At 68.5% G+C, this 19,645-nt stretch carries 12 protein-coding genes; 4 read left to right on the top strand and 8 right to left on the bottom strand.

The genetic code is table 11. From position 1 onward, the window contains the following. The 5 genes from JOY29_RS11355 to JOY29_RS11335 form a co-directional block, all read right to left on the bottom strand. On the bottom strand, positions 1-1,155 hold the full coding sequence (locus tag JOY29_RS11355) for an iron-containing alcohol dehydrogenase (protein ID WP_300973642.1): 1,155 nt from the start codon (positions 1,153-1,155) through the stop codon (positions 1-3). A 102-nt stretch (positions 1,156-1,257) separates the two neighbouring features. Further along, a complete protein-coding gene (locus JOY29_RS11350) occupies positions 1,258-2,406 on the bottom strand; it encodes a CaiB/BaiF CoA-transferase family protein (RefSeq protein ID WP_300973641.1) in 1,149 nt (382 codons plus the stop codon). Positions 2,407-2,416: 10 nt separating this feature from the next. Beyond that, positions 2,417-3,664: a cytochrome P450 gene (locus JOY29_RS11345; RefSeq protein WP_300973640.1), complete on the bottom strand. Its 1,248-nt coding sequence runs from the start codon at positions 3,662-3,664 to the stop codon at positions 2,417-2,419. Beyond that, positions 3,661-4,569: an MBL fold metallo-hydrolase gene (locus tag JOY29_RS11340; RefSeq protein WP_300973639.1), complete on the bottom strand. Its 909-nt coding sequence runs from the start codon at positions 4,567-4,569 to the stop codon at positions 3,661-3,663. Before JOY29_RS11340 ends, JOY29_RS11345 begins: the two co-directional genes overlap by 4 nt. 52 nt (positions 4,570-4,621) lie before the next feature. Continuing rightward, the gene (locus JOY29_RS11335; protein WP_300973638.1) at positions 4,622-6,952 is read right to left on the bottom strand and encodes a TonB-dependent receptor; all 2,331 of its coding nucleotides are present in this window, start codon (positions 6,950-6,952) and stop codon (positions 4,622-4,624) included. 181 nt (positions 6,953-7,133) lie between these two features. Between JOY29_RS11335 and JOY29_RS11330 the strand changes: the two genes are divergently transcribed. Together JOY29_RS11330 and JOY29_RS11325 are read left to right on the top strand one after the other, a co-directional pair. Next, positions 7,134-9,065: an NAD(P)/FAD-dependent oxidoreductase gene (locus JOY29_RS11330; protein WP_300973637.1), complete on the top strand. Its 1,932-nt coding sequence runs from the start codon at positions 7,134-7,136 to the stop codon at positions 9,063-9,065. Between the two features lie 14 nt (positions 9,066-9,079). Further along, a complete protein-coding gene (locus JOY29_RS11325; RefSeq protein WP_300973636.1) occupies positions 9,080-10,255 on the top strand; it encodes an alpha-hydroxy-acid oxidizing protein in 1,176 nt (391 codons plus the stop codon). 111 nt (positions 10,256-10,366) lie between these two features. Here the strand turns inward: JOY29_RS11325 and JOY29_RS11320 are convergent, their stop codons facing one another. Beyond that, positions 10,367-12,040: an MFS transporter gene (locus JOY29_RS11320; protein ID WP_300973635.1), complete on the bottom strand. Its 1,674-nt coding sequence runs from the start codon at positions 12,038-12,040 to the stop codon at positions 10,367-10,369. A gap of 11 nt (positions 12,041-12,051) precedes the next feature. Continuing rightward, positions 12,052-13,353 (bottom strand): DcaP family trimeric outer membrane transporter, encoded by a 1,302-nt coding sequence (locus JOY29_RS11315; RefSeq protein WP_300973634.1) that lies wholly within the window; start codon positions 13,351-13,353, stop codon positions 12,052-12,054. Positions 13,354-13,545: 192 nt separating this feature from the next. On the opposite strand from JOY29_RS11315, the gene acs reads away from it, so the two are divergent. Both acs and JOY29_RS11305 read left to right on the top strand, forming a co-directional pair. After that, a complete protein-coding gene (acs, locus tag JOY29_RS11310) occupies positions 13,546-15,495 on the top strand; it encodes an acetate--CoA ligase (RefSeq protein ID WP_300973633.1) in 1,950 nt (649 codons plus the stop codon). Continuing rightward, positions 15,492-16,127: a response regulator transcription factor gene (locus JOY29_RS11305; protein WP_300973632.1), complete on the top strand. Its 636-nt coding sequence runs from the start codon at positions 15,492-15,494 to the stop codon at positions 16,125-16,127. The genes acs and JOY29_RS11305 overlap by 4 nt, the downstream gene beginning before the upstream one ends. On the opposite strand, the gene JOY29_RS11300 is transcribed toward JOY29_RS11305, so the two are convergent. After that, positions 16,124-19,447 (bottom strand): PAS-domain containing protein, encoded by a 3,324-nt coding sequence (locus JOY29_RS11300; RefSeq protein WP_300973630.1) that lies wholly within the window; start codon positions 19,445-19,447, stop codon positions 16,124-16,126. The genes JOY29_RS11305 and JOY29_RS11300 overlap by 4 nt on opposite strands. Positions 19,448-19,645: the final 198 nt, after the last annotated feature.

Raw genomic sequence — 19,645 nt, 5'->3', positions numbered from 1 at the left:
TCAGGCTGCCGACCGCAGGATGTCGAGGATGTCGGCGGCGGATGTCACCGGCCGGGGCCCCGTCCGTCCCCAGATGTCGAGCAACGTATAGTCGGCGACCTGCTGGAACCGGTCCTCGCCGACCCCGACCTCGGCAAGCGTGCGCGGCATGCCGAGCCCGCGGATGAAGCGGTCGAGCGCCACTGACGCCTTTTCGCCCGGCGCGCCGAGGCACGCGCTGATCCGGTCATGGCGGCTGTCGTCATGCTCGGCGTTCCATGCCTGCACGTAGGGGGCCATGACGCAGGAGCAATAGCCATGGGGCACGTCGCAGGTGCCGCCGAGGATATGGCCGATGGCGTGGCTCGGCCCCATCGGGACGCCGCCGATGATGCTGATCATCGATTGCCAGGCGCCGATCTGGCACTTCAGCCGTCCTTCCAGGTCGTGCGGGTCCGCCTTCACCCGCGGCAGCCCTTCCGCCAGCAGCCGAAGAGCGCTGTCGGCCAGCCCATCAGCGAAGTCGTTCGATTTGTCCGAGGCGAGCGTCTCGACCGCATGGTCGACCGAGCGGACGCCGGTCGACAGCCACAGCCATTCGGGCGTGTGGCGGGTCAGCGCGGGATCGAGCACCACCATGACCGGCGCCATTCCGCGATGCTCATAGCCCTGCTTGTGCGCCGTCACCTCATCGGTCGCGCCGGAAAGGGCATTGAATTCGCCGCCGGAAAGGGTCGTCGGCACGCAGATGGTGCGGATGTCGGGGCCGACCGTCACCGGATTGATGACCTGCCCGTCCTCCGTGACATAGGTCCGCAGGGGTTCGAAGCCGTCGGTGCTGGTGACGTTGTTCTTGATCAGCAACGTGACGATCTTGCCGGCGTCCGTCACCGAGCCTCCACCGACCGTGACGACCAGGTCCGCATCGGCGGCGCGGGCCGCATCGGCCGCTGCAAGCACGTCGGCGCGCGGTGCGTGCGGCCGGATGCCGTCGTAGGTCGCGGCGTGGAGCGAGCCGAGGGCGGATTCGATCCGGCCCACCTCGTCGGTCTTGTGACGCAGGGTGGACCCCGCGAGGATGAACACGCGCCGCGCGCCCTGCCGCTCGGCCTGCTCACGGATCGCCTCCGCCGCGGGCCTGCCGATGCTGACCCGCTCGGTCGAAGTGAAGGTCATTTCCGTTCCGGTGGGATTATGCATCACTCGTCTCCGTCCGTCGCTTCATGCGTATGAAGGGCAAATTCTACTGTCCAGTAGGATTGGCCGGTTTCGTCGTCCTCAGCGCGCATCGAGCACGCCCCTGTCCGCGAGCTCGCCGGCCATGGCCTCGGGCACACCCCACCGTTGTATCGCCGCCTGCCCGCCCTCGCCGGGCGGAAGGGGCGGCGTGCCGGGGGCGGCCGGGGTACGGGACAGTCGCGGTGCCGCGGCCGGCGACCAGCCGGCGCCGAGACCAGCCATCAGTTGCCGTTCGCGATTGGCGGGGTGGAGCGGGGCTTCCGCGATGGTCAGGACCGGCGACAGGCAGGCGTCCTTGCCGTCGAAATGCGCTACCCATTCGTCGCGTGACCGGGTCCGGAAGATGCGTTCTAGCCGCTCGCTCCGTTCGACCCATCGGCCGGGCGAGAGGTGGTCAGTAAACTCGGCCGGATCGAGGCCGAGCCCTTCGATCAGGATATCGTGGAACGGCTTTTCGAGGGCGCCGACGGCGACATGGCCGCCATCCGCGGTTTCGTAGCAGCGATAGAAGTAGGCCGAGCCGTCGAGCACGTTGGTGCCCCGCTCGTCGCGCCAGAAGCCCATCGCCTGCCACGAGGCGATCTGGGCCATGAGCAGGGCAACCCCGTCGACCATGGCGGCGTCCACCACTTGCCCGCGTCCGCTGCGCGACCGTTCCACCAGCGCGGCCAGGATGCCGTTGACGACCAGCATGCCGCCGCCGCCGAAGTCGGCGACCAGATTGAGCGGCGGCACCGGCGGCGCTCCGGCCGGGCCCATGGCATGAAGCGCGCCGGTCAGGGCCATATAGTTGATGTCGTGGCCAGCCTGGCCGGCAATCGGCCCCTGCTGCCCCCAGCCGGTCATGCGCGCGTAGATGAGCCGCTCGTTCGCGGCGCAAAGCCTGTCGGGTCCAAGGCCGAGCCGCTCCATCACGCCGGGCCGATAGCCTTCGAGCAATATGTCGCACCGCTCGGACAGCATCGCCGCGAAGTCGCGCCCCTCCTCTGTCTTGAGGTCGAGGCAGATCGATCCCCGGCCGCGGTTCAGCGTGTCGAGGCGCGGGTCGCCGGCGAGATGGCCGGTCGCGTCGCGCCGCTCGATCCGGAGCACGTCGGCACCCTGGTCGGCCAGCATCATGCCCGCGAACGGGGTCGGCCCGAGGCCCGCGAACTCGAGCACCCGAAGTCCGGCGAGCGGACCCGTCACGGCCGGCCCCTCATGGGGCGGGCCATCGGGCCGGAAGCCGTTCGAGGCCACGGAAGAGGAGTCCGCGCCACGCGGGCTCTGACGCGTCCACTTCGATTCCGGGCAAGCGCCGGGCGAGGGTCGCCAGCGCGATCTCTCCCTCCAGCCGCGCCAGTTCCGCGCCGACGCAGAAATGGATTCCGCCGCCGAAGGAAAGATGCTTCGCCTCGCTCCGCCCGATGTCGAACCGGTCGGGGTCGCTGAACTTCAACGGGTCGCGATTGCCGGCCGCCGTGAGTGCGAGCACCCGGTCACCGGCCCGGATGGTGGTACCGCCGACCGCGACGTCGTGGAAGGCGGTCCGGTAGGTGGCGGTCAGCGAGCTTTCGAACCTCAGGATCTCCTCGGTGGCGCTGGCGGCAAGCGCCGGATCGGCGACCAGCCGGCGCCACTGGTCGGGGTGGCGGTGGAGGGTCAGCATGCCGTTGCCGATCATGTGGGCGGTGGTCTCGAATCCCGCGCCGAACAGGCCGATGGCGACCGTCACCATTTCGCGCTCGGACAGGCCCTCGCCATTGTCCCGCGCCTGCAGCAGCGCGGTCGCGAGGTCATCGCGCGGCTCGGTGCGCCGGCGTGCGAAGATGCCGGCGAAGAAATCCTCGAGGAAGCTGATCTGCCGATTGGCGAGCGCCAGCTCGTCGGCCGGCAGGGCGCGCAGCTCGATCACCAGGAAGCCGTCGGCGATGGCCTGGTTCAGCGCCGTCAGCAGCGCATCGTCGGCCTCGTCCTCGCCGATGCCCAGCATGTCGCACATCACCAGGGTCGGAAGCCGGTAGGCGAAGTCGTGGATCAGCTCCATGCTGCCGGCCGACTCGATGCGGTCGAGCAGCCGGTCGGTGATCTGCTGGATGCGCGGGCGCATCGCCTGCACGCGGCGGGCGGTCAGCGCCTGGGTCACCAGCCCCCGCAGCCGCGTGTGCTTGGGCGGGTCCTGGAAGACGAACACCTCGCTCAGCCAGCGATAGGCCGAGTGCGACATGACGTCGAAGTCGGGCCCGTAGAGCAGCTGGATGTTGCGGACGAAGTCGCCCTGGCCGAAGTTGACCCGGTCCATCACCACCGAGCGGATGTCGTCGTAGCGACTGACCACCCAATAGCCGAGATCGGACCAGTGCACCGGATCGCTGTCGCGCAGCCGGTTGAACACCGGATAGGGGTCAGCCAGCAGGGTGCGGTCATGGGGGTCGAGCGCGAAGCTGGTGATCGGCATGCTGCTCATCGGCCCGGCACCTCCCTGACGTAGAGCGGGCGAAAGCCGCCCCCCTCCCGCGCGACGCGGATCAGATGCTCGCCGCCGAAATGGGCAGGCACGAGCAGCGCCTCGCCGTCCGCCGCCTGCTCGAGCACCGCCCGGCGGGACTCCACTGCCCGGACCGGGTCCTCGCAGAAGCGGCTGTTCCAGTCGGGGCGGTGGACCTGCATCGGGTGATGGAGGATGTCGCCGACGAACAGGGCGCGCTCGCCGCCCGACTGCAGATCGAGCATCATCTGGCCCGGCGTGTGACCCGGACGGGAGGCGAGGCTGATCCCGGGCGCGACCTCGTGGCCGTCACCGACCCACTCGGCACGGCCGGCGGCCATGATCGGTTGCACGCTGTCCTCGAACACGCCGGCATTGACGAAGGCACCCTGGTCGGTGGGCCGGTCGCCGCCGCCTTCGGGGTTCCAGTAGTCGCGGTCGGCCAGCGGCATCAGGTAGCGGGCATTGGCGAAGGTTGGCTGCCACGCGCCGTCGACGAGCCGAGTGTTCCAGCCGACGTGGTCGATGTGAAGGTGGGAGCAGACGACGGTGTCGATGTCCTCGGGCTGGTAGCCGGCGGCCGCGAGCCGGTCGAGGAAGTCGGTCTGCAAGCCGCCGAAGAGGGGGATTCCGGGGCGGTCCTTGTCGTTGCCCGCGCCGGTGTCGAACAGGATGCGCTCGCTTCCCGTGTCGAGTACCCAGCTCTGCAGCACGCCGAAGATGAGGCGCTCCTCGGCAAGGTAGAAGTCGGGCACGAATTCCGGCTCGCGGCGACGCCATTCGGCTTCCTCATAGCCGGCGAAGAGAAAGTCGGCGCCGCTGAAGCCGCCGCTCCACTCCTCCACCCTCGAGACGGTGACGCTGCCGATCCTGAACCGGTCCATGCCGCACGCGCGGCGGGCTGCCCTGCCAGGATCAGCCCGCCCCTTTCACAGGTTAGAATTTGGTGCCGAGCGTCAGCCCGTAGGTGCGCGGCGGCATCATCGATCCGACCCGCACGAAGGCGAAGGTCGCCGCCGTGATGATCGCGTTCGAAATCACTTCCTTGTCGCCGATGTTCTTGACCCAGGCGCCGACGCTGAAGCGCTCGCCGGGACTGTGCCAGGTCAGGCCGGCGTTGAAGAGCGCATAGCCGTCCTGCTCGGCGTCACGGTTGTTGAACTCGGTGAAATAGACCTTGCTCTGGTAGGACATGTCGGCGTCCGCGACGAGCTTCGAGGAGCCGAGCGGGATGGTGTAGTTGACGCCGCCGCCAAACGAGAAGCTGGGTGCGCTGGGAAGCCGCTTCCCGCTGAGGTCGGCCAGCGCCGGATCGTCGGAACAGGCGCTGTAGCTGATGCCGGGGCGAGGCACGCCCGCGCCATAATAGCCGTTGCAGAAGTCGGTGAAGCGAGCGTTGAGATAGGCGCCATAGGCGTTGAACGACAATTGGTCGTTGATCCTGCCGCTGACTTCCAGTTCGGCGCCGTAGTTGCGTGCCGATGCGGCATTGATCGTCTCGACGATGCTCTGCGCGTTGACGAAGCCGACCTGCAGATCCTTGTAGTCGTAGTAGAAGATTGCGCCGCTGAGCAGGATACGCCGGTCGAACAGCCGCCGCTTGAAGCCTGCCTCGTAATTCCAGACATATTCCGGATCGATCACCGAGTTGAGGCTGCCGACGTTGATGACGCCCGACTTGAAGCCGCGAGTGATGGTTCCGTAGAGCAGGGTCTGCGCGTCTGGTTCATATTCCACCAGGAACTTGGGCGTGACGGCATTCCAGGTCTTGGCCCGGTCGGTCGGGACATTCACCCCGATCGCGTCGAAGCGGAAGTAGCCACTGCCCCGCCGCCGCTCGCGATTGTAGCGGGCACCGGCCGTGATCTTGAGATTGGGGGTGACCTCCACCGTTCCCTGGAGGAAAGCGCCGAAGGCCCTGGTCCGGACGACGCCCTGCTGAAGGTAGAAGCCGTCGTCGAAGGTATCCGCCGGAAGGCCGAACAGGACGCCGAGGTTGACGGTCGGGACCCGCACCTCTCCGAACAGGCGCTCCTTGAAGTACATCGCGCCACCGAGCAGGCTGAAACCCTTGCCGGTGTAGGAGGCGGTGACTTCCTGGGAGAAGGACTTGCTGTTCTCCGTATAGTCGTTGCGGCCGTACATCCACACGTCGGACACATCGAGGTCGTCGCGGTTGAAGCGGCGGAACTTGCGCCACGCGGTGATCGACTTGAGGCTGACGTCGCCGACGCTGAAGTCGAGGATCCCGGTGACCCCCGTACCCTTGCGCTCGTTAAGCGGCTCCTCGTCCGAATAGATGTTGCGGAAGTCGACCTCTTCCCCGCGCGCGGCATAATAATCGAAGATCGATTCGCCGCCGATCAGCTTGTGCGGAAGCGCAGAGTCGGGGACGATCGAGGGCCCGAAATAGTGGAAGGCGTAGTTGGCGTCCTCCTCCTTGCTGTGGTCGACGATGACGGTCGCCTTGAGATCGTCGGTCAGGCGGCTGACCAGGACGCCGCGGATGGCATAAGCGTCGCGGTCGTCGATGTCTTTGCCGGTGAACAGGTTCTTGCCGTAGCCGTCGCGCTTCTCATACTTGCCGGCGACGCGAAGCATCAATTGCCGCCCGGCCAGCGGTCCGCCAACCGCACCTTCGAGGATGCGCGACTTGTAGTTGCCAAGCGTCAGCCGGGCATAGCCTTCCGGGGTCATGCCGGGCTTCGCCACCACCAGGTTGATCGCCCCGCCGGTTGCCCCGCGCCCATAGATGGTGCCCTGCGGACCGCGCAGGACTTCGATCTGCTCAAGGTCGTAGAAGCCGCTCAGCTGCGCCGACGGACGCGCGATCATGGCGCCGTCCTGAAGGAAGGCGACGGCGCCATCGGCACCAAGGTCGATGCTGGTCAGGCCGATGCCGCGGACGAACGTGCGATTGACGCCGAACTGGTCGCCGATCGAGACGTTCGGGACAACCGACTGCAGATCGCCGATGTTCTGGATCCCTCCCGGCGCAATCTCCTCGGCCGAAACGGCGGTGATGGCTGCCGGGGTTCGCGCCAGTGACGAGCTCTGCTTGGTTGCGGTCACCACGATCTCGCCCGCATCGTTTCCGCGGTTCGGCTCCGCCCCGGTGCTTGCCGTTCCGCTGACATCCTGTGCCGTGTCAGTTGATGCAGAGGAGTCCGCTGCATCGCCTGGCGCGGCCGATCGGGCGATCGCCGATGGGGCGAAGGCAAGCGCCAGCCCGATGAACGCGCATCCACGATAGAGTCGTGATTTCATGATCCCCCTCCTCAGGTGCGAGAGCGATCAACACCCCTCGCGCTAAATCATACTGGCGAGTATCACTTCTTTATCGGCAGGATGCAAAAAGCGAAATTCGGGGCGTCGAAAAGAGGCATGCTGGACCTTTGGCGACAGCCAAGCTACTGAACGGTAGCTATGTTTTGTGAGGTGATGCACGATGGATGAGACCTGGTCCGCAAAGGACGAGCCGGCGGACCCGATGCGGATCGCCGCCGGTATCGACCAAGCGAATATTCCGTCGCTGCTGATGCTGCTGGTGCAGCTCACCGGTGACCGGAAATGGCTCGCCGAGCCTTACGCGCCGCGCCGGGCGAAAGGGCTCGACGACAATGACGACGGCGGCCTTGCCCCGCCGGTCCAGCGCGAAATCCGCGACGCTGCCAAGGTTGCGGTCCGGAGCTGGCTGGACGACGGGGTGGTCGCGCTGCCCGCGCCCGCCGACGAGGAACTCGCCACCATGCTATCGGTGTCGATGGGCGAGCCCGTGCCGGCCGAATATGGCGAGATCGTCGCCTTCAACATGGGTCTTCGCCGACCGCCGGCGCAGCCGCCCCTCGGCCGTCGCCTGAAGGCGATCATCATCGGCGCCGGCGTGTCTGGCATCTGCGCCGCGATCAACCTCGAGCGGATCGGGGTCGACTGGACCATCGTCGAGAAGAACCTGGATGTCGGCGGCACCTGGTGGGAGAATCGCTACCCGGGCTGCGGGGTGGACACGCCCAACTTCACCTACACCTTCTCCTTCGCACCGTGGGACTGGCCCCATTATTTCCCGCTTCAGGGCGAGATCCTCCGCTACATCAGGACCGTCTCCGACCGGTTCGGGGTGCGGGAGGGGGTGCAGTTCGGCACGCGTGTCGAGGAAGCTCGTTGGGATGAGGAGGAGCAGCGCTGGGCGGTGACGGTCACCGGCCCGGACGGGCGCCGCACCGACCATGCCGACATCGTGCTGAGCGCCGTCGGCGTCCTGAACGTGCCGCTCAAGCCCGCCATCGCCGGCGTCGAGACCTTCCCCGGGCCGGTCGTCCACACCGCCGAATGGCACGACGGGCTGGACGTCAGGGGCAAGCGCGTGGCGGTGGTCGGCAACGGCGCGTCGGCGATGCAGCTGGTGCCGGAGATCGCGCCGCAGGTCGCCGAACTGACCGTCTTCGCCCGCTCCAAGCAGTGGGCGGCGCCGTTTCCGCAATTCCGCCGGGAAGTGCCGCCGGACGTCCGCTACCTGATGCAGCATGTGCCGCTCTACCGCCAATGGTACGAGCAACGGCTGACCTGGACCTTCAACGATCGAATCCATTCGTCCCTGTTCAAGGATCCGGACTGGGCCGAGCCGGACCGGGCGCTGAACGCCGTCAACGACGGCCATCGCCGCTTCTTCACCAACTATGTGAAGGAGGAGCTCGGCGACCGGCAGGACCTGCTCGAGCATGTCCTTCCCGACTTCCCGCCCTTCGCCAAGCGGATGCTGCTCGACAATGGCTGGTACCGCACCCTGCGCCGCTCCAACGTCCGGCTCGTCCCCGACCGGCTGGCCAGCGTCGAGGGCAACCGCCTGACCGCGGCGGGCGGCGAGAGCGTCGAGGCCGACATGATCGTCCTCGCCACCGGCTTCCGCGCCGCCGAGGTGCTCGGCTCCTACGAGGTGATCGGCCGCGACGGCCGCCGGCTGAAGGACGTGTGGGAGACCGACAATGCCGCCGCCTATCTCGGCGCGACGGTGCCGGGCTTCCCCAATTTCTTCGTCCTGCTCGGGCCCAATGTCGGCTCGGGGCATGGCGGCAGCATGATCCGCTCGATCGAGAACCAGACCCATTATGTCCTCGATGCCATCCGCCAGCTTGTCGACCGCGGGGCGGCCGCGATCGAGGTGCGGCCGGAGGTCTACGAGGGCTACAAGAGCAAGATCGACGAAGCCCATGCGCGGATGGTCTGGACCCATCCCGGTGCCGAGAACTGGTACCGCAACAGCCGGGGCCGGATCGTCGCCATCACGCCGTGGCGCAACGAAGATTTCTGGCGAATGACCCGCCGCGCCGACCCGGACGACTATCAATTCGAACCCATGTCCGCGAAGGTCGCTCCAGCCTAGGCGGAGGAGCCCACATGCACTTCGGAGATTATCAGACCAGCATCTACATGGCCGGCCTGCAGGGCATCGTGCCGGCGATCCCGGTCGACTTCGCCACGCTCAGGCGACGCGCCGAAGAGGTGATGCCGCCGCCGGTCCTGAACTACGTCCAGGGCGGCTGCGGCGACGAATGGACGCAGGACCAGAATGCCGCCGCCTTCCGCCAATGGGGAATGATCCCGCGGATGATGGTCGATTGCAGCGCGCGCGACCTGTCGATCGACCTGTTCGGGCTCCATCTTCCCACCCCGGTGTTCATGGCGCCGATCGGGGTCAACGGCATCTGCACCGAAGACGGCCACGGCGATCTCGCGGCGGCGGAGGCCTCGGCGCGGACCGGCGTTCCCTTCTGCGCCTCGACCCTCGCCAACGATCCGATCGAGCGCGTGGCGGAACGCCAGGGCGCGACCCCCGGCTTCTTCCAGCTCTACACGCCCAAGGACCCGGAGCTTGCCGCCAGCCTCGTCGGCCGTGCCGAAGCGGCCGGCTACAAGGCGCTGGTGGTCACGCTGGACACGTGGGTGACCGGCTGGCGGCCACGCGACCTCAACAGCGCCAACTTCCCGCAGCTGCGCGGCGCGGTGCTGCAGAACTATTTTACCGATCCGGTCTTCCGCGCCAGGCTCGCGGTCCCGCCCGAAGAGAATCCGCAGGCCGCCGTGCTGCTGTGGGCGAGCCTGTTCGGCAAGGTGCTGACCTGGGACGACATCCCCTGGCTTCGCAGCCTGTCCAGCCTGCCGCTGGTCCTGAAGGGCATCTGCCACCCCGATGACGCGCGCCGGGCGGTCGATCTCGGCGTCGACGCCATCTACTGCTCGAACCATGGCGGGCGTCAGGCGAACGGCGGCATCGCCGCGATCGACCTCCTTCCCGGCGTGGTCGCGGCGGCGGGCACGACCCCGGTGCTGTTCGATTCCGGCGTCCGCTCGGGCAGCGACGTGGTGAAGGCGATCGCGCTCGGCGCGGCCGCGGTCGGCATCGGGCGCCCCTATGCCTACGGCCTCGCGCTCGGTGGTGCCGCCGGCGCGGAGCACGTCCTTCGCTCCATTCTCGCCGAGGCCGACCTGCTGATGGCGGTGAACGGCTATCCGACGATCGCCGCGGTGCGCGAGGCCGGAGCCCGGCGCACCCAGCAGCTTTCCGGCCTCTAGCCAGAGCCTCCTGGTTGGCGGGACCTCCCGTGCGCCCGCCTGCCGCCGGAACAAACGAAGGGCCGCCCGCTTGCGCAGGCGGCCCTCCCTTGAAGCGCGATCCGTCGCCGGTCAGGCGTCGATGTCGCGGGTCCTCGTCTCGGGCAGGAACAAGAGCCCGGCGATGACCGTCACCACGCACACCACGATCGGGTACCACAGGCCGTAGTAGATATCGCCGGTGGCCGCGACCATCGCGAAGGCGGTGGTGGGCAGGAAGCCGCCGAACCAGCCGTTGCCGATATGATAGGGAAGGGACATGCTGGTGTAGCGGATCCTGGCCGGGAACAGCTCGACCAGCAGGGCGGCGATCGGCCCGTAGACCATCGTCACATAGAAGACGAGGATGAACAGGATGCCGACCACCAGAGGCTTGTTGATCGCGTTCGGATCGGCCTTGTCGGGATAGCCGACCGCCTTCAGCGCATCCTTGGCCTGGCCCTGGAAAGCCTTGATCGCGTCCGCCCGCGCGGTTCCGGTGACCCTGGTCGGATCGACCGCCGGGATGACCGTGGTGCCGATCTTCAGCTGCGCCACCGTCCCGGCCGGGGCCTCGACGTTGGTGTAGCTGATGCCCGCCTTCGCCAGATAGGATTTGGCGATGTCGCAGCTGCGCGCGTCGAACTTGTTCTTGCCGATCGGATCGAACTGGACCGAGCAGTCATTGGGGTCGGCGATGACGCTGACCGGAGCGCTGGCCTGCGCCGCATAGAGCGCCGGATTGGCCGCCTGCGACAATTGGTGGAACAGCGGGAAGTAGGTCGCTGCCGCAAGCACGCAGCCGGCGAGGATGATCGGCTTGCGCCCGATCTTGTCCGACAGCCAGCCGAAGAAGATGAAGAAGGGCGTCGCCAGTGCCAGCGCGATGGCGATCAGGATGTTGGTGGTCGCCCCGTCGACCTTCATCATCTTCTCGAGGAAGAAGAGGGCGTAGAACTGGCCAGTGTACCAGACCACCGCCTGGCCCGCGACCGCACCGACGAGCGCGATGATGACAAGCTTGAGGTTCGGCCACTTGCCGAACGCCTCGGTCAGCGGCGCCTTGGAGGTGGTGCCCTCCTCCTTCATCTTCTTGAAGACCGGGCTCTCGTTGAGCTGCATGCGGATCCACATGGAGACGCCGAGCAGGACGATCGAGACGATGAACGGAACGCGCCAGCCCCACGATGCGAAGGCTTCCTCGCCGACCGCGTAGCGGACCCCGATCACCACCAGCAAAGCGGCGAACAGGCCGAGCGTGGCGGTGGTCTGGATGAAGCTGGTGTAGAGCCCGCGCTTGTGGTTGGGCGCATGCTCCGCGACATAGGTCGCCGCCCCGCCATATTCGCCGCCGAGCGCCAGGCCCTGCAGCAGGCGCAGAAGCACGAGGATGATCGGCGCCGCGACGCCGATCGAGGCATAGCTGGGCAGAAGGCCGACGAGGAAGGTCGACAGGCCCATGATGCCCATGGTGACGAGGAAGGTGTTCTTGCGCCCGACGAGGTCGCCGATGCGGCCGAAGACGATGGCGCCGAACGGCCGCACCGCAAAGCCGGCCGCGAACGCCGCCAGCGCGAAGATGAAGCCGGTCGTCTCGTTCACGCCGGAGAAGAACTGGGCCGAGATGATCGTCGCCAGCAGGCCGTAGAGATAGAAGTCATACCATTCGAACACCGTCCCGAGGGACGATGCGGCGATCACCAGCTTTTCGCTCTGGGTCGCCTCGTGATGCTTGGGCAGGTCGCCCGAATTCGCCACAGTGGCCATGATTGCCTCCCTTAGAAGCTGTACTTCGCCGCGGCTTCGACGCGGTCGAGGGTGCCGGACAGGCCACTGACCAGCTCGCGCTTGCCGTGGCGGTACTCGATCCCGAAATCGAGATTCTTGACGGGCGAGTAGAAGAGGTTGGCGGCGATGCTCCGCGCGCCCTCGTTGGCGGTGAGCGGGACCAGCACGGACGGATAGTCGACGTCCTGGAAGCTCGCCATCAGGGTCGAGCGCAGCTTGGCCGTCCAGCCGAGCTTCAGTGCCGCGAAGCCGCTGGTCACCTTGACCGTCTCGAGGTCGGCGGCGGCCACCGCATCGGGCGCGAAATTGAGCCCGAGATAATGGCCGATGCCGTCGCCATGGTTGACCATGAACCTGAGGTCGTGTCGCTTCGCTGGCCCGAACGGAAGCTTGCCCGCCAGCGACACGCCCCAGCCGGTCGCCCGATCGTGGTCCGTGCCATTGTCGACGCTCAATTGCCGGACCACGCCGGCGATCGAGATCTCGCCGTACCTGGGCGTGAACAGCAGCCGCGCGGTGACGTCGGGCAGATGATCGTCGTCATTCTCGACCATCGTGGCATTGGTCGTGCTGATCGTCGCCGTCTCCGGATTCTCCGCCGAGACGGACAGTGCGACGCTCTTGCCGAGCTTGTGCGTGTAGCGGGCCTGGACCTGGCGGACGAACACCGTGCCCTCCGTCGGCCCGACATAGTCGGTCGATTCCGGCAGGGCGCCGACATATTGGAAGTTGGTCCACTCCTGCCCGACCAGCAGCTTGCCGTCATAGTCGATGTAGGCGCGGCGGAGCGACGGATTGTAGGCGTTGGTGGTCCGCTCTGACCCCTGCGTGCCCGGCGCCGCCTGGAAGTCGATCTCGACATAGCCCTTGACCGTGTGACCGCCGACCGGAGTCGTGGTGCTGAGGCTGAGGCGGGTCTGCTTGGCGCCGCTGTCGAAGTCGCGGCCCTCGCCGCTGCCGCCGACCGGGATCTGCTGCGGCAGGTAGAAGTCGCGGCCGAGCGACCCGTTGGCGAGGTCGCCGTCGCTGTAGTCGCTGACCGACGCGGTGGTCTTGATGAAGCCCCCCAGCTTCACCGTCGTCCCCGCCACCGTGAAGCCATCCTGCGGCGCGGCCGGTGCCGGCGGCGTGACCTGGATCGCCGGCGCGGCCTTCTGCGCGCGAAGCTCGGCGACCGCCTGCTCGAGCAGCCTGATGCGCGCCTCCAGCTCCGCCTCGCGGGGGCTCTGCGCCTGTGCCAGCGCGGGCGCCGCCATCACGAGGGCAGCGCCGGCCAGCAGCGCCCTCCTCATGCCTGTCCCTCTCCTCATCGTCCCTCCTCCCGCCCGGTCGCCAGCGGGCGGATCGGACCGGCGGCAAGGATCGATCCGAAGCTTGTCCGGACATACCCCGACCTTCGTCGTGCCCGCTCCCCTACCTTGGTCGGGGAGGCCCGCCGGGCCCCCGCGCGATAGCCTTCAGGGGCACAGACGGGAGGCGAGACGATGGGCAACCTCTATCCGGTACCGGCCGAGTGGGCCGCGCGGGCGATGATCGACAAGGCCGCCTACGAGCGGATGAGCGCCGAGGCGCTGCAGGACCCCGACGCCTTCTGGACGCGCGAGGCGCAGGCGATCGACTGGATCCGCCCCTTCACCAAAGTCAACGAGTCGAGCTTCGACGAGGCCGACTTCGGCATCCGCTGGTTCGGCGACGGCCAGCTCAACGTTTCCGCCAACTGCCTCGACCGTCACCTCGCCGAGCGGGGCGATGCCACCGCCATCATCTGGGAAGGCGACGAGCCGGGCGACAGCCGCCGGATCAGCTATGCCGCGCTGCACGAAGAGGTGTGCCGGCTAGCCAATGCGCTGAAGGAGCTCGGCATCCGCAAGGGCGACCGGGTCACCATCTACCTGCCGATGATCCCCGAGGCGGCGGTGTCGATGCTCGCCTGCGCGCGGATCGGCGCCATCCACTCGGTGGTGTTCGGCGGCTTCTCCCCGGACAGCCTCGCCGGCCGGATCCAGGATTGCGACAGCAAGCTGGTCATCACCGCCGACGAGGGGCTGCGCGGCGGCAAGAAGGTGCCGCTCAAGGCCAATGTCGATGAAGCGGTCTCGCACTGCCCCAGCGTCGAGACCGTGCTGGTCGTCCGCCGCACCGGCGGCGGGACCAAGCTCGTGGCCGGGCGCGACCTCTACTATGCCGACGTCGTCGCGGCCGCCTCGCCCGACTGCCCGGCCGAGCCGATGGAGGCCGAGGACCCGCTGTTCATCCTCTATACCTCGGGCTCGACCGGCAAGCCCAAGGGCGTGCTCCACACCTCGGGCGGATACCTCGTCTGGGTCGCCATGACCCACCGCTGCATCTTCGACTATCGCCCCGGCGAGGTCTTCTGGTGCGCCGCCGACGTCGGCTGGGTCACCGGCCACAGCTATGTCGTTTATGGCGCGCTGGCCAATGGCGCGACGACCCTGATGTACGAGGGCGTCCCCAACTATCCGGACTTCAGCCGCTTCTGGAACATCGTCGACAAGCACCAGGTCAACATCTTCTACGCCGCCCCGACCGCCTTGCGCGCCCTGATGCGCGAGGGCGACGAGCATGTCACCCGCACCAGCCGCCGGTCGGTGCGCCTGCTCGGCACGGTCGGCGAGCCGATCAATCCGGAAGCGTGGGAATGGTACCACCGCGTCGTCGGCGAAGGGCGCTGCCCGATCGTCGACACCTGGTGGCAGACCGAGACCGGCGGCGCGCTCATCTCGCCGCTTCCGGGCGCGACCGACCTCAAGCCCGGATCGGCCACCAGGCCGCTGTTCGGCGTCTCCCCCGAGATCGTAGATGCGGAAGGGCTAGTGCTGGACGGCGCCTGCGAGGGCAATCTTGTCATCACCCGCAGCTGGCCCGGCCAGATGCGCACCGTCTGGAACGACCATGAGCGCTTCTTCCAGACCTATTTCACCACCTACGCCGGCAAATATTTCACCGGCGACGGCTGCCGCCGCGACGAGGATGGCTATTACTGGATCACCGGCCGGGTCGACGACGTCATCAACGTCTCCGGCCACCGCATGGGCACCGCCGAGATCGAGAGCGCGCTCGTCGCCCACGCCAAGGTCGCCGAGGCCGCCGTCGTCGGCATGCCGCACGACCTGAAGGGCCAGGGCATCTACGCCTATGTCACGCTGAACGCCAACGACGAGCCGAGCGAGGAGCTTCGCCAGGACCTGGTGCGCTGGGTCCGGCGCGAGATCGGCCCGATCGCCACGCCCGACGTCATCCAGTTCGCGCCCGCCCTGCCCAAGACCCGCTCGGGCAAGATCATGCGCCGCATCCTGCGCAAGATCGCCGAGAACGAACTGGGCTCGCTGGGTGACACCTCGACGCTTGCCGACCCGTCGGTGGTCGACGCGCTTGTCGCCGGCGCCCGGGTGGGAGATGCTGTGGCCGCATGAGCGGTCCCACCATCCTCGTCGCCGATGACCATCCGATGTTCCGGGAGGCGCTCAAGCTCGCCATCCTGCGCGCCGCGCCCGACGCCCGGATCCTCGAGGCGGGCCAGCTCGGCGACGCGGCGGAAGCGGCCCGCCGGGCGGAGCGGCTGGACCTCATCCTGCTCGACCTGCGCATGCCCGGCGCCGACGGCTTTTCGGGCGTCGCGCTGATGCATGCCGAGCGGCCCGAGACACCGATCATCGTCGTCTCCTCCGCCGACCGGGCCGAAGCGGCCGGACGTGCCAGGGCCTATGGCGCACGCGGTTTCATCTCCAAGACCGCCGACCTCGCCGCCATCCAGCAGACCATCGCCCGCGCGCTCGCCGGTGACATGGACGCGATCGGCGGCGACGCGCAGGACCGGGAAGTGCAGGCGATGGCGACCCAGATCGCCGCCCTCACCCCGACCGAACTCAAGGTCCTGCTCGGCGTCATCGCCGGCCGCCTCAACAAGCAGATCGCGTTCGAGCTCGGAATCTCCGAAGCGACGGTGAAGGGCCACATGACCTCGATCATGCGCAAGCTCGGGGTCCACAACCGCACCCAGGTCGTGATCGCCGCCCGCGCCCTCGACGTGGAGATCGCCGACTAGGCTGGCGCCGTCCTGCACGCCCCGATGAAGGACCACAGCAGGCCGGGCTCGATCGGCTTCATCAGTACGTTGAGGCCGGCGGAGCGTGGATCGCTGATGACCGACTTGTCGGCGGTGATGATGGCGATCGGCAGGCCGGGATGCTGGTCCCGCAGGGCCGCGGCGAGGTCGAGGCCATCGCGCCCGTCGCCGAGGTGGAAGTCGAGCAATGCGACGGCCGGCGATTGTCCCGCCGCCGCTGCTAGCGCCTCCACGGCATTGCCGGCGAGGACCGGCCGTGCGCCGCGCGAACGAAGCGCCGCATCGAGCCCGGCGAGAATGGCGGGATCGTTGTCGACGCAAAGCACGGTCAGGCCGGCGATCGGACTGGTCGGGGACGGCTGCGGCGAGGCCGGCGCCGGGGTGCTGGCCCGGCCTGCCGCGGGCAGCGCCACCGAGAAGGTCGAGCCACGGCCCGGCGCCGACCGCACTTCCACCTTGAGGTCGAGCAGGCGTGCGATCCGCTCGACGATGGCAAGGCCGAGTCCGACACCCGCGCCGGCGCTCCCCGGCGTCTCCAGCCGCTCGAACTCCCGGAAGATCCGCTGCAGGTCAGCATCGGCAATTCCGGCGCCGCTGTCCCTCACCTCGACGACCAGCTGTTCGCCGCGCCGGCGGGCACCGACGAAGATCGAACCGGCGGCCGTGTAGCGAATGGCGTTGGACAGGAAGTTCTGCAGCACCGACCGGAACAGCGACCGGTCCGTTTCGACCAGCCCGTCCCCACCGCGCGCGCGGAGCCTCAGGCCCCGTTCCGCTGCCAGCGGCGCGAACTCCTGCACCAGTTCGTCGATCAGCCCGCCGAGCGCAAAGGTCTCGGGCCTGGGCTGCACACCGCCCGCGTCCAGCCGCGACACGTCGAGCAGCGCGCGCAGCAACAGGTCCGCCGACCCGATCGCCCGGTCGATGTTGCGCACCAGCGGCTGGGTCCGTTCGTCCGCCTCCTGCTCCAGCGCGGTGCAGAACAGGCGCGCGGCGTGCAGCGGTTGGAGCAGGTCGTGGCTGGCCGCGGCGAGGAAGCGGGTCTTGTCACGAGTCGCCTTCTCCGCCGCCGCCTTGGCCGCGCCCAGCGCTTCGTTCGACTGGGCGAGGTCGCGGGTCCGCGCCTCGACCCGCGCTTCCAGTTCGGCCTGGGTCTGCTTCTCGGCGGTGATGTCGGTGAAGCTGGTGACATAGCCGCCGCCCGGCATCGGCCCGCCGACCATCTTGATCCACCGTCCCGACGGGCGCAGCCGCTCCGACACGTGCGGCTGCCCGCGGCGCAGATGCTCCAGCCGCCGCTCGACATGCCGTTCCACCTCGCCCGGCCCGCACTCGCCCCGCTCGGCGTTGAAGCGGATGAGGTCGGCCACCGCCGTGCCGACGCCGACCAGCCCCTCGGGATAGTCGAACAGGTCGAGATAGCGCGGATTCCACGCGATCAGCCGCAGGTTGCGGTCGACCACGCTGACCCCCGGATCGAGCGCCTGGAGGGTGGCCGACAGCAATTTGCGGGAGAAGCGCAGCGACTGCGATCCCTCGTCCAGCAGCCGCACCACGTCGCCGACGTCGAGCGACGCGCCGGCCATGGTCGAAGTCACGATCAGGCGCGCCGACGGGGCTCCGATGACGCCCGCGATCAGCCGCTCGGCCCGCCGCGCGCTGGCGGCGTCGATCGCCGCGCCGGCCGGGCGCCGGCGTAGGAATTCCTCCGCATCGCCGTCTCCGACGAAGCGGGCGACCAGGGCTTTCAGCTCGCCCATCGTCGCCACATGGCCGAGGTCGATCGCCGAATCCTCCGCCGCCCGCCGCCGCAGCTCGGGGCGTAGCAGGGCGGTCATCGACAGCAGGGCGATGTTGACGCCCAGGCTCCACAGGCTGCCGTGCACCAGCGGCGATCCCACCTGCCAGCCGAACAGCGCGTGGGGATCAAGCATGCTTCCGGGCGCGATCGGCTGGGCGACCACCGACGGCAGGAACAGGCACCATGTCCACAGCGCCAGCCCGCCCGACAGGCCGGCCAGCGCCGCATTGCGGTTGGACAGGTCGAACAGCACCGTCGCCACCAGCGCGGGGGCGAACTGCGCCACGCCGGCGAAGGCGATCAGCCCCATGGCGGCAAGGCTCCGGTCGCCCGCCATCGCCTGCGCATAGACCAGCGCCGCCGCGACGATCGCCGTGATGATCAGCCGCCGCGCGGCCAGCATCAGCCGGCCGAGGTCCGCCTCGCTCCGCGCCCGCCGGCTCTTCAGCAGCATCGGCGCGAACAGGTCGTTCGCGGCCATGGTCGACAGCGCCAGCGTCTCGACCACGATCATGCCGGTCGCCGCCGACAGGCCACCGATGAAGGCGAGCAGCGCAAGGCTCTCGACCCCCGCCGACAGCGGCAGGTCGAGCACGAACAGGTCGGGCGAGGCGCCCGGCGCCAGGCTCAGCCCGGCCAGCGTCAGCGGCAGCACGACCAGGCTGACCGCACCGAAATAGAGCAGGAAGGGCCAGCGCGCGCGGCGCAGCGCATCGTCGCTCGGCGCGGCCACCACCGCCACTGCGAACATCCGCGGAAGGCACAGGATGGCACAGGCGCTGAGCAGGGTCTGGACGAGGAATTCCGCGCCGATCCCCTCGACCGGAAAGCGCGCGTCGAAGGCAGCCTGCCCGACCTCTCGAAGTGCGTCCGGCGCGCTGGCGAAGCTGGCCCAGGCGAACAGGCCGAGCGCCAGCAGCGCCACCAGCTTGACCACCGATTCCACCGCCACCGCGGCGATCACGCCGTCGTTGCGACTAGAAACCTCGACCCGGCGCGCGCCGAAGATGATGGCGAAGGCGGCGACCGCGGCGGCGATCCCGACCACCAGGCCGGTGCCGCGCTCGACCCCGGTCAGCGCCGCGAAGCTCGACGACAGGGCGCGGATCTGGAGCGCGATGTAGGGGATGCTGGCGATCAGCGCGAACAGGGTGATCAGCGCCGCCACCGCCCGGCTCCGTCCATGCCGGGCCGAGATGAAGTCGGCGATCGAGCTCGCCCCTTCCGCCTTGGCCAGCATGGTCAGCCGGCCCAGCAGCGCCGGGGCAAACAGCAGCACCAGCGCCGGTCCCAGGTAGATGGCGAGATAGTCCCACCCCGACCGCGCTGCCGTCCCCACCGCGCCGAAGAAGGTCCAGCTGGTGAAATAGACCGCCAGGCTCAGCGTATAGGCGGGCCGGGCGAACCGCCCCAGGCCCTTGCGGTCGACCAGGAAGGCGACCGCGAACAGCGCGGCCGCATAGCCGAGTGCGACCAGGATCGTCAGCGCGCTGCCCATGGTCCGATTGTGAAGATTATTCGCGCCGCAGCAAGGCCCGCGCGCTGGTGGGCCGCGCTTCCGCTCATCTCCACCGCGCCGGCGCGAAGCCGTTGATCGTCGACAGGCCAGGCCCCGCGCCCTCGGCGATCGGCTTGATAGCAAAGACGGGATCGGGCGCCCTGTCGATCACATCGCGGCGCCCTCTTGCCCCGCTCC

It is taken from the genome of Sphingomonas sp. LHG3406-1 (assembly GCF_029637485.1).
GTDB lineage: Bacteria > Pseudomonadota > Alphaproteobacteria > Sphingomonadales > Sphingomonadaceae > Sphingomicrobium.
This window is presented reverse-complemented; position numbering and strand designations above follow the sequence as displayed.

Excerpts from the sequence above, each read along its gene's own strand:
- JOY29_RS11355 (WP_300973642.1), bottom strand. The coding sequence starts at position 1,155 with ATGACCTTCACTTCGACCGAGCGGGTCAGCATCGGCAGGCCCGCGGCG.
- JOY29_RS11345 (WP_300973640.1), bottom strand. The coding sequence starts at position 3,664 with ATGAGCAGCATGCCGATCACCAGCTTCGCGCTCGACCCCCATGACCGC.
- JOY29_RS11340 (WP_300973639.1), bottom strand. The coding sequence starts at position 4,569 with ATGGACCGGTTCAGGATCGGCAGCGTCACCGTCTCGAGGGTGGAGGAG.
- JOY29_RS11335 (WP_300973638.1), bottom strand. The coding sequence starts at position 6,952 with ATGAAATCACGACTCTATCGTGGATGCGCGTTCATCGGGCTGGCGCTT.
- JOY29_RS11330 (WP_300973637.1), top strand. The coding sequence starts at position 7,134 with ATGGATGAGACCTGGTCCGCAAAGGACGAGCCGGCGGACCCGATGCGG.
- JOY29_RS11325 (WP_300973636.1), top strand. The coding sequence starts at position 9,080 with ATGCACTTCGGAGATTATCAGACCAGCATCTACATGGCCGGCCTGCAG.
- JOY29_RS11320 (WP_300973635.1), bottom strand. The coding sequence starts at position 12,040 with ATGGCCACTGTGGCGAATTCGGGCGACCTGCCCAAGCATCACGAGGCG.
- JOY29_RS11315 (WP_300973634.1), bottom strand. The coding sequence starts at position 13,353 with ATGAGGAGGGCGCTGCTGGCCGGCGCTGCCCTCGTGATGGCGGCGCCC.
- acs (WP_300973633.1), top strand. The coding sequence starts at position 13,546 with ATGGGCAACCTCTATCCGGTACCGGCCGAGTGGGCCGCGCGGGCGATG.
- JOY29_RS11305 (WP_300973632.1), top strand. The coding sequence starts at position 15,492 with ATGAGCGGTCCCACCATCCTCGTCGCCGATGACCATCCGATGTTCCGG.
- JOY29_RS11300 (WP_300973630.1), bottom strand. The coding sequence starts at position 19,447 with ATGGGCAGCGCGCTGACGATCCTGGTCGCACTCGGCTATGCGGCCGCG.